At 61.0% G+C, this 13,085-nt stretch carries 14 protein-coding genes; 7 read left to right on the forward strand and 7 right to left on the reverse strand.

Annotated features, from left to right (window positions below):
• Positions 1 to 199: 199 nt before the first annotated feature.
• The 3 genes from ACFQ95_RS03040 to ACFQ95_RS03050 all read left to right on the forward strand — a co-directional run bounded on the left by ACFQ95_RS03040 (position 200) and on the right by ACFQ95_RS03050 (position 2,927).
• Positions 200 to 736 (forward strand): phospholipase D family protein, encoded by a 537-nt coding sequence (locus ACFQ95_RS03040; protein ID WP_422829327.1) that lies wholly within the window; start codon positions 200 to 202, stop codon positions 734 to 736.
• Between the two features lie 531 nt (positions 737 to 1,267).
• Positions 1,268 to 2,119, forward strand: coding sequence for a PEP-CTERM sorting domain-containing protein (locus ACFQ95_RS03045; protein WP_422829328.1), 852 nt, complete (start codon positions 1,268 to 1,270; stop codon positions 2,117 to 2,119).
• Between the two features lie 229 nt (positions 2,120 to 2,348).
• Positions 2,349 to 2,927 (forward strand): PEP-CTERM sorting domain-containing protein, encoded by a 579-nt coding sequence (locus ACFQ95_RS03050; RefSeq protein WP_422829329.1) that lies wholly within the window; start codon positions 2,349 to 2,351, stop codon positions 2,925 to 2,927.
• A gap of 117 nt (positions 2,928 to 3,044) precedes the next feature.
• Here ACFQ95_RS03050 and ACFQ95_RS03055 read toward each other — a convergent pair whose 3' ends face one another.
• Positions 3,045 to 3,254, reverse strand: coding sequence for a hypothetical protein (locus ACFQ95_RS03055; protein WP_422829330.1), 210 nt, complete (start codon positions 3,252 to 3,254; stop codon positions 3,045 to 3,047).
• A gap of 107 nt (positions 3,255 to 3,361) precedes the next feature.
• On the opposite strand from ACFQ95_RS03055, the gene ACFQ95_RS03060 reads away from it, so the two are divergent.
• Complete coding sequence (locus ACFQ95_RS03060; RefSeq protein ID WP_422829331.1) at positions 3,362 to 3,754, forward strand: hypothetical protein; 393 nt, start codon at positions 3,362 to 3,364, stop codon at positions 3,752 to 3,754.
• A gap of 111 nt (positions 3,755 to 3,865) precedes the next feature.
• Here the strand turns inward: ACFQ95_RS03060 and ACFQ95_RS03065 are convergent, their stop codons facing one another.
• Positions 3,866 to 5,959, reverse strand: coding sequence for a beta strand repeat-containing protein (locus ACFQ95_RS03065; protein ID WP_422829332.1), 2,094 nt, complete (start codon positions 5,957 to 5,959; stop codon positions 3,866 to 3,868).
• Positions 5,960 to 6,265: 306 nt separating this feature from the next.
• Between ACFQ95_RS03065 and ACFQ95_RS03070 the strand changes: the two genes are divergently transcribed.
• Complete coding sequence (locus ACFQ95_RS03070) at positions 6,266 to 6,655, forward strand: hypothetical protein (protein WP_422829333.1); 390 nt, start codon at positions 6,266 to 6,268, stop codon at positions 6,653 to 6,655.
• A gap of 18 nt (positions 6,656 to 6,673) precedes the next feature.
• On the opposite strand, the gene ACFQ95_RS03075 is transcribed toward ACFQ95_RS03070, so the two are convergent.
• Together ACFQ95_RS03075 and ACFQ95_RS03080 are read right to left on the reverse strand one after the other, a co-directional pair.
• Complete coding sequence (locus ACFQ95_RS03075) at positions 6,674 to 7,687, reverse strand: tripartite tricarboxylate transporter substrate binding protein (protein ID WP_422829334.1); 1,014 nt, start codon at positions 7,685 to 7,687, stop codon at positions 6,674 to 6,676.
• Positions 7,688 to 7,689: 2 nt separating this feature from the next.
• On the reverse strand, positions 7,690 to 8,907 hold the full coding sequence (locus ACFQ95_RS03080; protein WP_422829335.1) for a M20 aminoacylase family protein: 1,218 nt from the start codon (positions 8,905 to 8,907) through the stop codon (positions 7,690 to 7,692).
• Positions 8,908 to 8,996: 89 nt separating this feature from the next.
• Here ACFQ95_RS03080 and ACFQ95_RS03085 point away from each other — a divergent pair, with 89 nt between their 5' ends.
• Positions 8,997 to 9,893, forward strand: coding sequence for a LysR substrate-binding domain-containing protein (locus tag ACFQ95_RS03085; protein ID WP_422829336.1), 897 nt, complete (start codon positions 8,997 to 8,999; stop codon positions 9,891 to 9,893).
• Between the two features lie 20 nt (positions 9,894 to 9,913).
• Here the strand turns inward: ACFQ95_RS03085 and ACFQ95_RS03090 are convergent, their stop codons facing one another.
• The 3 genes from ACFQ95_RS03090 to ACFQ95_RS03100 form a co-directional block, all read right to left on the reverse strand.
• Entirely contained in the window at positions 9,914 to 10,510 is a 597-nt protein-coding gene (locus tag ACFQ95_RS03090) for a hypothetical protein (protein ID WP_422829337.1), read from the reverse strand.
• 173 nt (positions 10,511 to 10,683) lie between these two features.
• A complete protein-coding gene (locus tag ACFQ95_RS03095; protein WP_422829338.1) occupies positions 10,684 to 11,070 on the reverse strand; it encodes a YkvA family protein in 387 nt (128 codons plus the stop codon).
• Between the two features lie 27 nt (positions 11,071 to 11,097).
• On the reverse strand, positions 11,098 to 12,051 hold the full coding sequence (locus ACFQ95_RS03100; RefSeq protein WP_422829339.1) for a LysR family transcriptional regulator: 954 nt from the start codon (positions 12,049 to 12,051) through the stop codon (positions 11,098 to 11,100).
• A 104-nt stretch (positions 12,052 to 12,155) separates the two neighbouring features.
• Here ACFQ95_RS03100 and ACFQ95_RS03105 point away from each other — a divergent pair, with 104 nt between their 5' ends.
• Positions 12,156 to 13,085 (forward strand): DMT family transporter, encoded by a 930-nt coding sequence (locus ACFQ95_RS03105; RefSeq protein WP_422829340.1) that lies wholly within the window; start codon positions 12,156 to 12,158, stop codon positions 13,083 to 13,085.

Here is a 13,085-nt window from a genome sequence, read left to right on the forward strand (position 1 = left end):
TGTCTCGAACGGGTTATATTGGTTATCGATAACATTTTAGGTGCGCAACGATACCGCACCACGGCACTGGGAGACTGGCGTCGCTTGTCAGGCTCTCGCGTAAGCCGTGTGGTCTAGCCCAGTTTTGCGCGCGAACGACGTGGCCTGGAATCTTCTGTGCAAGACTGCGGGCCAGGTTGAAAAAGCTAGGGTTTAAATCATGTTCACATTTCGATGCATCGCTTTGGCGGCGCTGCTCAGCGTGCCATTTCTGGCCCCTGCCGAACCCAGTGTTCAAGTTGGTTTTTCGCCTGAAGGCTCGGCGCAAAAGCTGGTCTTGGAAACGATTGGCAGCGCCCAGCAAAGCATTCAGATGCTGGCCTACGCCTTTCAGGCGCCGGACATCGTGCAGGCACTGGTCGATGCCCAGAAGCGTGGTGTCGAGGTGCGCATCGTTGTCGACAAAAAACGCAACCGAGGCAAAACCAGTCGGGCCGCCATGGACTTCGTGACGCGCAATGGTGTGGCGCTGCGCACCAACGACCATTTCCACATTCACCACGACAAGGTGATCATCGTGGACGGCAGCACGGTCGAGACGGGGTCGTTCAATTTCGCAGCGTCGGCCGAGAAGCTTAACTCCGAGAACGTGGTGGTCATTCGCGACATGCCGGATGTTGCGCGCCAGTATGTGGCGCACTGGCAGTCGCGCTGGGATCTCGGCAAGCCCTATGCCGTGACGGGGCCTGGGCGCTGATGTAACCCACAACTGACGTCGACCGCCGCCTGCAGATTGGCCCCTACCGTGGTGGCGTTTTTGCGGCGAGGGAGACGCACCCAGGCGGCGCATGGCCTTGTCGGGTGATGCTGGCAGCGTCATTGGCTGCAGGGCCGACACTCTCCAGCAGTGGCACGGGCTTGGTTTGGTCTGGTCAAGAAATGGCCAGGTTCTAAGCGGCCAGCTGCAGCGCTCTGGTGGCGAGTTGCGCAGCGCAAACAGGTAGACGCCAAGCTGTGTTTAGGCGTGCCAAATCACGCAAAACTTGATAGCAATGAGAACGCTTCGCCATTAGCACGGGTGCCAATTTTGCGTACAGTGCCAGGAATTTTTACAGCTGCGTTTTTGGGCTCACGAGCGCTCCAATGAAATTCTTTTGAAATCAATGAGTTGAAAAATTTTTGCTGCTGTGGCCCGGTTTATGCCTTGAGTCATTACCAAAACCCACGAGACAAGGTGGCCGCGATGAACTTCCTCAAAGCACTCCGGTGCGTCATTCCTCTTGCAGCCTTGACCGGCTTGCTCCCCTCCACCGCATCAGCGGGCCCAACATTGCCCGCACTGCTGCCCTCCATGCCGTGCAGCGTCGACTCTTTCTCCATCAAGACGATTGAGGTCAGCCCGTTGAATGGGGTTGGCACCATCTATTCCGGCAACCAGAATGCGACCCGTTGTGTAGGCCTCTACAGCGGCAACGACTCGGGCAACCCATTCAACAATCCCAACCCCAACATTGGCCAACTGGGCGACGGCCTGCTGAATGGGCAGGCGGGGGTGCTGAGCCCTACCTGGTTCAACAACCCATCGGCGCCGTCCCCCATGCTCGACCTCGACAACAACGGCAGCTACACCGACCCGGGCTGGATCTACTTGGGCAAAACAGAACGTGGCACCGGTAGCTCTTTTGTCATGGATGCGCATGACAAGCCGCTCAACATCGCCGACATCCTGAACGTCAAGATGAACTGTGTGGGTGACTGCACCCAGGGCACCTGGTCTTTGGAAACCTCGCTCGACATCATCGACCAAGTGCAAGCCGTGCTGGGCCGTAATGCGTTTGACCACCTGGCGTTTGTCATCAAGGCCAGCGACCGGTTTGCGGTCTATGACTTTGACTTCAATCTATTGTCCTCGGGCCTTCCTGGCTTTAACTTCACCACGCCATACTCTTTCACCGGCGAATGGAATACAGACGACTTCCAGAACCCCAATAACAATAATGCGCAGAATTTCTCGCATATCTCGGTGTGGGCACGTGACCCGGTCGGCACGCCGCCCCAACTGCTGCCAGAGCCTGGTTCGCTGCTGTTGCTCTCGCTTGGCTTGGTCGGCCTCGCCTTGGTGCAAAAGCGCAGAGCCTAGGCCCTCCCTCGCCCTTGACCCCAAAGCCCGCCGAAGTGCGGGCTTTTTAACGTGGGTCGCGGCTTTTCACTCTACGCCTCATAAACGCCGTAGTGATTTACCCGTGTTGCGGAATCAATGGCCACAAAAGTGAAAAATATCACCGCGGAACTGCGCACTTTTCGCTCAAATCGAATGGTCTGCATCTTGACCCGATGCGTATCCAAAACATCTCTACGTGATTGCCCGCATGAAAACATCCGCATTTCTTCTGTCTTGTTTGGCCGTGTTCACTCAAGGCGCCATGGCGAACACAGTGACTTCCGACGCGTGTACAGCGGGTGTGCGGGACTTCACCGTCAATGCCACCACTGTGGCGGGCTGCTTGCAAGTGGGCGCGGGCAATATCAACGGCAACAACGACGCGTTCCAGACCAGCCATCCGGGTTGGGTGCTGGCCGACAAATCCGACGCGGCCGGAAATCTCTATGAAGGATGGTTGACGATTACGGGTGTAGGGGGCACGAGTGGCACCTTCAGTATCAACTCTGCGGCCTACAACGTCTTCGACAACCTTGCCATCGGTTTCAAGGTGGGAGAGGGGCAGCTAGACCCTGACTGGGCGGTGTTTGCGTTTGTTGACGGCACGCTTTCTGGGACATGGTCCGTGTCGGGAAAGCAGTCTTTGTCGCACGCCAATCTGTATGGGTTGGGCACGGTGTCCTCGATGCGGGTTGCGGAACTGCCTGAGCCTGGTTCATTCGCCTTGATGGGTTTGGGATTGGCAGGGCTTGCATTCACACGCAAGCGTAAGTTTTGCCGACAGTAGAACTACCAAACGCTGTTTAGCGTACAAAAAGCTGTTGTGGTGTCATGCGGAGTGACACCTTTCTGCATCTTGTCTTGTTGGGGCCGCCGTTTGCCGACTGGTGGCTTTCGACAAAAGCTACAGCAGCGCAAAAAACAATACAGCACTCACAAAAACAAAGCCACATGTGGTGGCGCCTGCGATGAGCAAGACCGTTTGCCTGTCGCTGGCCAGGCTGCGACGCTTCGGTGTTTCCTGGCTTAAGCCAATGAAGTTCGACCACATGATGGTGCCGCTGGCGGATGTGCCCTCCAACAGGTCACATTTGTTCTTGTCGATAGATGTCATGGCGTCCCCTCGTTTTTGCTTTTCGTGCACCAATGGTCGGCCCAAAGGGACGGAGAAACGTTACGCAACTGTCAACTCAGTGTCTACTTTAGAAAACGAGGCCCACCATGAAAAATGTGCTCCCCTTGTTAGGTGTCGTTCTGCTGGCAGGTGCTGCACACGCAGCGGATGTCAGCGTATCCGTGCAGGTCGGTCAGCCGGGCTTTTATGGCCGCATCGACCTCGGCAACACTTCACCTCCGCCCGTGGTTTTGGCGGAGCCCGTTTGGGTGCAACGCGCGCCCGTACGCCCGCAGCCGGTCTACATGCGTATCCCGCCTGGTCACCAAAAACATTGGGATAAACATTGCCGCCAGTACAACGCCTGCGGCGTACCGGTCTACTTTGTGCGTGAGGATTGGTATCAGCAACGCTACAGCCAGCATGACGATGGTCACCAGGGCGATAAAGATAAGGGCCACGGTAAGGGGCATGGCAAAGGCCATGGCAAGGACAAGTGAGGCCACCAAAGCCGGAGCTTTAGCTACCTCACGGTTGAGCCTGAGCTTATAGAGCCAGTCATGGCTGATGATGGGGACTTGCCGAAAATTCCCCCGCCACACTACGCAGGCTTAGCGTTTTGTCCATTGCCGACGGTGTGCCACGGCCACCATCGCGGCCAGGGCCAGCAGCATCAACACCAGTGAACCTGGCTCCGGCACCTGCGCCACCAGCAGCACGTCGGTGTAGGCACCATCAAACGAGTAGCTGGCTTTGGCGCCGTTGATGAAGGTGTTGTTGATCAGCTCCAGGAAGTCGGCGTTGCCCGACAGGTCGCCCAGGAAGCGGAAGGCGTAGTCCCAGGCGTCGTCGCCGAGAAAGTTCAAAACCGACAGCGTTTTGCCCGAGACGATGTCGCCTAGTCCGGCGAAGGTCAGCGAAGCCTCACCCAGGTCAAAAATCGAGTCGTCCAGCAGCGAGAGGCTGGCGAAGGTCTGGCCGTCCACGCCACTGGCGTCGATCAACTGCAAGGCGCCGCCATTCATGACCAGCCCGCTGTCGGCGGACAAGCGGTTCACGCCGTCAAGCACCAGCGTGCCGCCGCTGATGGTGGTGGTGCCGCTGTAGGTGCTGACACCGGACAATGTCACCTTGCCGCTTAACACTTCGACGTTGCCGAAGTTGGAGATGGCACCGGCGTAGGCAAAGCTGTTGCCCGCACCTGGGCTTATCACCATCTTGTTGCTGCCACCCACGCCGCCGTTGATGTTGCCGAGGACGGACGCTTGCCCGCCGCTGATGTACAGGCTGTTGTTGCCCGCACCCATGTCTATGGCCAGGCCGCTGCTGCTGCCGTTGATGGTGCCGGCGTTGGTGATGGTGTCGTTGTTCGCACCGGTCTTGACGGCTGCATTGACCGTGCCGCCGCCCAGCAGCGTGGCTCCGGCGTTGTTGTTGATGGTGACGGTGTATGCGTTGGCCGCGCCCACCACCACGATGGCCGAGTCGCTGTCGCCACGGATCAAACCGCCTGCCTGGTTGGTGATGGTGGCGTTGGCGTAGATGCCTTCACGCGTGCCCGCCAAGGGGCCGCTGGTGATGTCGTTGCCTGCGAGTGTGATGCCACGGCCCACCGCATTGGTGTTGCCCGCCGCCACCAAACCTTCGATGGTGCCGGAGTTGACGATGGTGCCGCCGCCCAGCGAAATACCTTCGCTGAATGCCTTGCCCGCCGCTGGTGCACTCACGGCATTGGTCGAACGGATGATGCCGGTGTTGGTGATGTTGGCCACACCGTCAATGTCAACGCCGTCACCATCGCCGGTCACGCCGTTGCCTATGATGCTGCCGTGGTTGACGATGGTGGCGGTCTGCTTGGCACCGAAGCCGTCGAGGTTGATGCCCGAGCCGTTGCTGCCACGGATCACCGCATTGGTGGCATTGTTGATGGTGACGTCAAAATTTAAATCGCTTTCAGGCCCGCCGGTGATGCCGTGGCGTGCACCGTCTATCACACCCGAGCCGGTGTTGTTCACCTTGATGCCGGTGTTGGCTTGCAGGTCCACACCGTCGCTGCTGCTGCCGGTGGTGGTGATGGACTGGATCCTGCCCGCGTTGTTGACCTCACCATTCACACCAGGGCGCACAGCATCGGCCTCGTAAGCCGTCATCACGCCGGTGGCGAAGTTGTTGACGATGTTGCTGCCGGAAGCAATGGCGTTGAAATCGACCACCTGGGCGCCGCCACCCGAGGCGTTGAACGAGGTCATCTGGCCATAGTTGTTCAGTGTCACGCTGGCGTTTGGCTTGGCCATCTGCACCACGTCGGCGTCGGCGGCTTTCATCACCGCCTTGTTGTTGGTGCTGCTGCCGTTATTGATGACGAGGTTGCTCACGCCGGTGTTGTCGCGTACCACGCGGCCGGTGCCGGTCTGCGAAATCGTGCCCTGGTTGTCCAGCGTGGCGTTGGCACCGGTGATGGTGACCGCGACCGTAGAGCCGGACACAAGCAAGGAGCCGGTGTCGGAGATGCTGCCGGTCTGTCCCGCACCGCTACCCAGTGTTTGGGCGCCGGTGCTGGTGCCCATGATGGTGAACGGACCGGCGTAGGCGGTGCTGATGCCCAGTGGCAAACAGGCGATGGCAAACAGGCTTCTTGCCACGACTTTGCGCCCGCGAGTGTGGATGGCTGAAGCAGAAGAGAGCTTGGAGATAGATGCCGACATGGGACAGATTTCGCTTCAAATAAGCGCCATCCCAATCTCAATGATCGAGAGGCAGGGTGTGAAAAAACAGGGCCTGCCGCTGGGCGCGGTAGCCGCATGCCTGTGCATCTTGAAGTTCCAGGCAGGGCTTGCGTGTGGCTCAAGGCGGCGCGATTTGGCTTGCGAAATATGACAAGCCTGTGAAGGTGGGTTATGCCCCGGCAGCGCTGTCAACTGCACCGCCGGGGCCAAGAGCGGGTGGGCCGGACTTGCTACGCTCGCGGGTTTGCGTTGCGTCCGCAGCGCTTTTTCTTCAGTTCTCTTTTTATGCAAAAACCTCTAGCAGCGCTGGCCACGGCGGCCAGTCTCGCCATCGCTGCGGCGCTCAGCGTGATCGCCTACCAGGGCCTGCGGTCCCACAACACGCCCGCGCTGTCAGCGGGTTATCACACGGTGGCCTTGGTCAACGGCCAGGCCTTCTTTGGCCACATTGAATCGCTGGATGGCAACTACACCGTGCTGCGCGATGTGTTCTACATCCAGTCGCGGCAAAACCCCGACACCAAGGAGATCGCCAACGTGCTGATTAAGCGCGGCGGCGAAGCACACGCGCCCGACCGCATGATCATCAACCGGCAGCAGGTGCTGCTGATAGAACCGGTGGGCGCGGATTCGAAAATTGCTAAGCTGATAAGCGAGCAATCCCAGGCGCATTGAGGGAGCCCGCCTTCAGCTTTACTGCGGCTGCAGGTTGATGCTTTTGGCCATGGCGCGGAACTTGACGCTGTCTTCCTTGAGCAGTTTGTCCGCCTCGTCCAGCGACTGCGGGCGTGCCACTTCCGAGCCTATGGCGCTCAACTGCTTGCGCACCTCCGGGTCTTGCAGCACTTCGGTCAAGGCTTTGTTCAAGCGCAGCACAATCTCTTCTGGCGTGCCTTTGCTCACCATCAGGCCGGCCCAGGTGGCGTGGTTGAAGCTCTTCAAGTTTTGGCCTTCACCCATGGCGGGTATGGCCGGGTCTAGCTTGCTGCGCGTGCCGCCCAGCCAACCCACCATCTTCAGCCGGCCTTGGTCTTGCAGTCCGCGAAAGCTGGTGGCATATGGCAGGATGGCAAAGTCCACGTTGTTGCCGCCCATGTCCTGCACCAGCGGCGCCATGCCTTTGTAGGGCACATGGGTCACCTGGATGTTGGTTTGTTGCGCCATGCTTTCGGTCAACAGGTGGTACATCGAGCCCACACCCACGCTGCCATAAGACAAGCCTTTGCTGCCCTGCGCCTTGGCGTAGGCGACGAGTTCGTCGGTGGACTGCACCGGCAGGCCCGGGCGTGCCACCAGCATCAGCGGGTTCACGGTGACCTGGCTGATCATGCGGAAGTCTTCGGCCTTGAGCTTCACGGCCAGGTTGGCCAGTGGCGCCAGGATCAATTCATTGGGTGAACCCAGGAACACCAGATAACCATCGGCCGGGGCATTCAGCACCTTCTGTGCGGCCAGTGCACCACTCACGCCGCCCAGGTTGTCGACGATCACCTGCTGGCCCAGGGCGCGGCCCAGCGGCACGTTCAAGGCGCGCGCAATCGCATCCGACAAACCGCCGGCGGGGTAGGGCACGAGCAGCGTCACCAGGCGCGAGGGGTAGGGGTCTGCGGCCAGTGCCGAGCCTACGCCAAATGTCAACGTGAGGGTGCTGGCCAGCGCGGCCAGGGCTAGGGCGCGGCGGCGCGCGGCGTGAAGGGAAATAGGCATGCTCAACTCCTGGGGGTAGTAAAAAACTTTTGCGCCAACGCCACCCAGAACAAGGCGCCGGGCCCGAGGTTGTGGTCGTTGAAGTCGTAGCTGGGGTTGTGCACGCTGCAGGCGCCGCAGGGCTGGCCGTGGCTGTGCCCGTTGTCGCCGTTGCCAATGAACAGATAACTGCCGGGGCGCTGCCGCAGCATGTAGGCGAAGTCTTCGCTGGCACACAGCGGTTCTGCGCCGGCCGTCACCTGCGCATTGCCAAACAGCGCCTGGGCCACGCCGAGTGCGAGTTGCGTTTCGGCCGAGGTATTAACCAGCACAGGGTAGCCGTGCTCGTAGTCCACCTGGCATTGCAGGCCAAAACTTTGCGCTTGGCCAAACGCGACGGCACGAATGCGCTGCTCCAGCAGCTCGCGCACCTCGGGGGTGAGTGCACGCACGCTCAGCTCCAGCTCTGCGGTTTCGGGGATCACGTTGTAGGTCACGCCCGCCTGCAGCCGGCCCACCGTCAACACGGCCGAGGCCAGCGGGTCTACATTGCGTGCCACTATGCTTTGCAAGGCCATCACGGTGGCGGCCGCCGCCACGGTGGGGTCGGCGGCTAGATGCGGCATCGCGCCATGGCCGCCCCGGCCGTGGAAGGTAAGGGTGACGCGGTCGGAAGAGGCCATGAACGGCCCTTCACGAAAGAAGAACTTGCCAGCGGGTGCACCGGGCAGGTTGTGCATGGCAAACACCGCATCGCACTCAAAGCGCTTGAACAGCCCTTCGTCGATCATGCGCTGCGCACCACCGGCGCCGCCCAACTCTTCGGCGGGTTGGAAGATCAGGTGCAGTGTGCCGTTCCAATCCACGCCCTCGCCATGCAATTTGGCCAAGGCCTGGGCCGCTCCCAGCAGCATGGTGGTGTGGCCATCGTGGCCGCAGCCGTGCATCTTGCCGGGCACCTCGCTGGCCCAGGGCAGGCCGGTGGCTTCCTGGATGGGCAGAGCGTCCATCTCGGCGCGCAGGCCCAGGCGCGGGCCTTGGCCGTCGCCAAACACCAGGGTGGCGACCAGGCCGGTTTCGGCCAGGCCGGTGGTCACGGCATAACCCCAGTCACGCAGGCAACGCGCCACCAATGCACTGGTTTGAACTTCTTCAAAACCGAGTTCGGGTTGGCGGTGGATGGTATGACGCCATTGCGTCATGGCCTCGATGTTTATGGTTTTGGAAAGCTCGGTGTGCATGCAAAAAATATAGGCGCTTGGCATGAACTCCAGAAGCCTGTATCTTTTCTGGGGTGACGACTTAAAAGATTCACCTTCGTTGACGCTTCATGAAAAACCATCAAATCAAGGCCTTCATCCAGGTGGCCGAAAGCGGCTCCATCCGTGCGGCGGCGCGCGCCATGTTCTTGAGCCAAAGTGCACTCACCAAATCATTGCGTGAGCTGGAGGAAGACGTGGGCGCCGAGCTGCTGATGCGCAGCTACAAGGGCATAGAGTTCACGCCTGCGGGCAAGGTGGTGTTGTCGCACGCACGCCTGGCCTTGTCGGTGCTCGACAAGGCGCGCGAAGAGGTGCGGCTGATCCGTGGCGGTTCGGGTGCGCGTGTGGCGGTGGCCACCACGCCGCTGGTGGCCATCGATGCATTGCCCAAGGTCTGGAAGGCGTTCGAGCGTTTGCAGCCCGATGCGCAGTTGTCGCTGAGTGAGGGCTTCTTGAGCAGCCTGATACCTGCGTTGCTCGAAGGCCGCCTGGACTTTGCGGTCGCCATTGCCGATCCCGCCGATCTGCCCTACGAATTGGTGTTCGAAGCCTTGACCGAAGTCACGGCTTTGCCCGCCGGCCGCCGTGGCCACCCGCTGGCCCATGTGCGCACGTGGGAGGGGTTGAAGGACGCCACCTGGGTGATGAACTTCTCTGCCGGCAGCCAGAGCGAAACACTGGTGAGCTGGCTGCGCGAGAAAGGATTGGCCGTGCCCAAAAAAATCGTCAACTGCGCCTCACCCATGCTGATGGCCGAGATGATGCGCCGCACCGACATGGTGGGCTTCTGCCCCGAGGCCTTGTTGAACGACAAAACCTACAGCGCCGGCGTGCAACGCTTCCGCGTGCGGCCGCTGCCGCCGCCCATGGCGATGGGGCTGATCCAACTGCGCGGCGTGCCGTTGAGCAGCGCGGCCAAGCCGTTGGCGGCGTTGTTTGTGCGGCATTTCAAGTCGAATGGGTAAGCCGTGCGAGGCTGTGTGTATCAGATGCCGATCACGTCGTAGAGCCGCAAGATCCATGAGATCTGGTAGGCCAGACTCAGCACCACAAACACCAGATGGAAGTGCGCGTTGGCCGTGCGTGCGGCCAGCAAACACAGCAGCACGCAGACGGCATTGCGTATAGGGTATTCCGTGCCCCTGGCCGCAAAATGTTCCGCGCCCTTGATCCAGGTGTCCACCAGGTCAACCACATAGGTGCTGGCCAGCAGCCCGAAGAACCAGCCGCGGCGCGACATGAAATAGTCCTTGTAGCCGTCGTATTCAGCGAGGTCGTCGGGAAAGAGAATGGCACACAGCAGAAAGTACAGCGCCGCATAAGCCACCACAAACACATAGGTCTCAAAACGCCAGACCGGCAGATACGAAAGAGAAAATTCCCACCACCAGAAGTGCAGCATCGACAGCAACAGCGACAACGCCCACAGCAGGTGCACGCCGTAAGCGCGTTGCCGTTTGGGGTGCTGCACAAACCTGGCGGCGCCAGACAGCAGGCGGGCGATACCCAAGCTCACCACCATGCTGAGTACCACGCGGATGTGCGAGAAAACGGCGGGATCAACGGCGGGTGTGACGTCCATGTGTGAGGGGCGTTGGCGGTGGGTCCAAACCAGTGAGTTGGCAACATAGCAGCCCGTAATGGTTTGTCAATGCTAAATCGGTCCCCGGCCGATCCCACGGCAGCACGGCGGCAACACAGCAGAGAAGCGCCGAGGGGGGCGCGGTGATATGACGCTTGGTGAACCTTCTCGGGTCACGATGTCAGCCACCACCATGCTGCAGCACCTGCGCCAAGCCACAGTGCAACGATGACAAACGCTCCTATCCAACTGCTTGGCTTGGCGCCCTTGGCCAACATCCAGGCGTCGGCCTGCGCGCGTGATGCTGCTAGCACTTCCGGCGGCAATAGTTTGATGGTCAACCAGATCAGGCCGGGCAGCAGCAAAACGTCGTCCACATAGCCCAGCACGGGAATGAAGTCCGGAATCAGGTCTATCGGGCTTAATGCATAGGCCACGACAAACATGCCCAGGGCCTTGGCATACCAGGGTGTTTGGGGGTGCTGGCCTGCAAACCACAGTGTCACGCCATCACGTTTGATACCCTTGGCCCAGGCTTTCAAGGAATGGCTGATGTTCACTGTGCTGGCGATGGATAAAGGGAGACTTCACGCATTTTCCGCTCTATCCCACGGCGGCACCTCGCCCATCATCTCCAGCATGAAATCAATCAGTGCCCGCACCTTGGGGCTAGGGAAGCGGCTTGGCAGGTAGACCGCGTACAGCGTGTCGGCATCGGCCGGGCGGCCCACGGGTTGCCAGTCTTCGAGCAGGCTGAGCAAACGCCCGGCGCGGATGTCGGCCCCGGCGGCGTAGGTGGGCAGCACCGCCAGGCCCATGCCGGCGAGCGCGGCCACACGCAGGGCTTCGCTGCTGTTGACGGTGAGGCCGCTTTCAAAACGTAACGCGGACTGCACGTCGACCACTTCTTCGGCGCCCGTGGCGCGGCTGCGAAAACGCCATTGCGCCGGTGTGTGGGTGTAGCCGAAGGTGAGGCAGCGCTGGCGCGTGAGATCGTCCAAGGTGCTGGGTGTGCCGTGTTGTGCCAGGTAGGCCGGTGCGGCACACAGCCGGTAGTGGATGGGCGCCAACCGGCGCGCCACCAGGCCAGGGCTGGGGCTGGAGGTGAGGCGTAGCACCACGTCAAAACCTTCTTCGGCCAGCTCTACGTAGCGGTCGTTCAAGCCCACCACCACATGCAGTTGCGGGTGGCGCGCGCAGAAGGCGGCCATCAGTGCGGTGAACTGTGCGTTGCCAAAAGCGGTGGAGGTGCTGAGCCGCAGCGTGCCCTGGGGCAGGGCCAAACCTCCGGCGACCTCGGCCTCCAGCGCCTGCGCTTCCTCGAGCATGCGTTGGGCGCGCTCGTAGACCCGGCGCCCGTCGTCCGTGGGGCTGACGCTGCGTGTGGTGCGGTGCAGCAGCCGCGTGCCCAACTGTTCTTCGAGGCGGTTGACCTGCTTGCTGACCGCCGACTTGGTGCTGCCCAGGCGCCGCGCGGCGCCCGAGAGGCTGCGCGCTTCGATCACGCGGGTGAAGGTGCTGAGGTCTTCCAGTCGGCCCATGTGATGGCTTTCGTTCTATTTTTGGAAACTCTGATGCGCCATTTTGGTGGATTGTGTCCTTGAATACTAGTTTTTACAGTGGAGGCTTGTTCTGAGGAGTCACCATGACCACGTCAACCCATTGCCCGCCCACCTTTGCGAGTGCTGCGCCGCTGGCACCATGGCTGCAAAAGTTTGCCGGTGCCAGCCTGCCGCTGACCTTCATCCTGCTGTGGAGTTCGGGTTATGTGGCTGGCAAGCTGGCGCTGCCGCATGTGGGGCCGTTCACTTTGCTGGTGCTGCGTTTTGGCTTGGCGGCGCTGGTGCTGGGCCTGGTGTCCTGGCTGAGCCGTGCGCCTTGGCCCAACACCGCGCGCGCCTGGGGGCACCTGGCGGTGGTGGGGCTGCTGATGCAGGCGCTGCATTTTTCGGGCGTGTATTACGGCATGCGGCTGGGCGTGTCGGCCGGTGTGGCCGGCTTGCTGATCGGCATGATGCCGCTGGCCACCGCACTGGGCGGGCACTTTTTGCTGGGCGAACGTGTGGGGCGCTGGCAAATGCTGGGCTTGGCGGGTGGCGTCTTGGGCGTGGCCCTGGTGGTGGCCAGCAAGGGTGCTGGCAGCGGCGTCAGCCTGCTGGCCGTGGCCGTTACCTTGTTGGGCCTGCTGGGTTTGGTGGCCGGCACGCTGTACCAAAAACGTTTCTGCGCCGGCATGGACTTGCGCAGCGGCGCGTTTGTGCAAATGGCGGTCGCCACGCTGGCCGCTGCCGCGCTGGCCGGCCCGGCCGAAGGTTTCACCGTGCACTGGCATGGCGAGTTGCTGTTTGCCATGTTGTGGCTGGGCCTGGTCAACTCGATTGGTGCGTTCAGCCTGCTGTTTGTGATGGTGCGGCGTGGCCAGGCAGGGCAGGTGGCGAGTTTGTTCTATCTGATTCCCGGTGTCTCGGCACTGATGGGGTTTGCGCTGCTGGGCGAACGTTTGTCGCTGCTGGCGGTGGCTGGGTTTGCGGTGTCGGCCATTGCCGTGTTGGCCTGCGTGCGTAAAACGGCGTGA

The sequence above is a fragment of the Variovorax sp. HJSM1_2 genome (assembly GCF_049316285.1).
Lineage (GTDB): Bacteria > Pseudomonadota > Gammaproteobacteria > Burkholderiales > Burkholderiaceae_C > Rhodoferax_B.

Bases quoted from the DNA above. Each gene is read 5' to 3' on its own strand.
- ACFQ95_RS03040 (WP_422829327.1), top strand. From the start codon at position 200: ATGTTCACATTTCGATGCATCGCTTTGGCGGCGCTGCTCAGCGTGCCA.
- ACFQ95_RS03050 (WP_422829329.1), top strand. From the start codon at position 2,349: ATGAAAACATCCGCATTTCTTCTGTCTTGTTTGGCCGTGTTCACTCAA.
- ACFQ95_RS03055 (WP_422829330.1), bottom strand. From the start codon at position 3,254: ATGACATCTATCGACAAGAACAAATGTGACCTGTTGGAGGGCACATCC.
- ACFQ95_RS03060 (WP_422829331.1), top strand. From the start codon at position 3,362: ATGAAAAATGTGCTCCCCTTGTTAGGTGTCGTTCTGCTGGCAGGTGCT.
- ACFQ95_RS03065 (WP_422829332.1), bottom strand. From the start codon at position 5,959: ATGTCGGCATCTATCTCCAAGCTCTCTTCTGCTTCAGCCATCCACACT.
- ACFQ95_RS03070 (WP_422829333.1), top strand. From the start codon at position 6,266: ATGCAAAAACCTCTAGCAGCGCTGGCCACGGCGGCCAGTCTCGCCATC.
- ACFQ95_RS03075 (WP_422829334.1), bottom strand. From the start codon at position 7,687: ATGCCTATTTCCCTTCACGCCGCGCGCCGCCGCGCCCTAGCCCTGGCC.
- ACFQ95_RS03080 (WP_422829335.1), bottom strand. From the start codon at position 8,907: ATGCACACCGAGCTTTCCAAAACCATAAACATCGAGGCCATGACGCAA.
- ACFQ95_RS03085 (WP_422829336.1), top strand. From the start codon at position 8,997: ATGAAAAACCATCAAATCAAGGCCTTCATCCAGGTGGCCGAAAGCGGC.
- ACFQ95_RS03090 (WP_422829337.1), bottom strand. From the start codon at position 10,510: ATGGACGTCACACCCGCCGTTGATCCCGCCGTTTTCTCGCACATCCGC.
- ACFQ95_RS03100 (WP_422829339.1), bottom strand. From the start codon at position 12,051: ATGGGCCGACTGGAAGACCTCAGCACCTTCACCCGCGTGATCGAAGCG.
- ACFQ95_RS03105 (WP_422829340.1), top strand. From the start codon at position 12,156: ATGACCACGTCAACCCATTGCCCGCCCACCTTTGCGAGTGCTGCGCCG.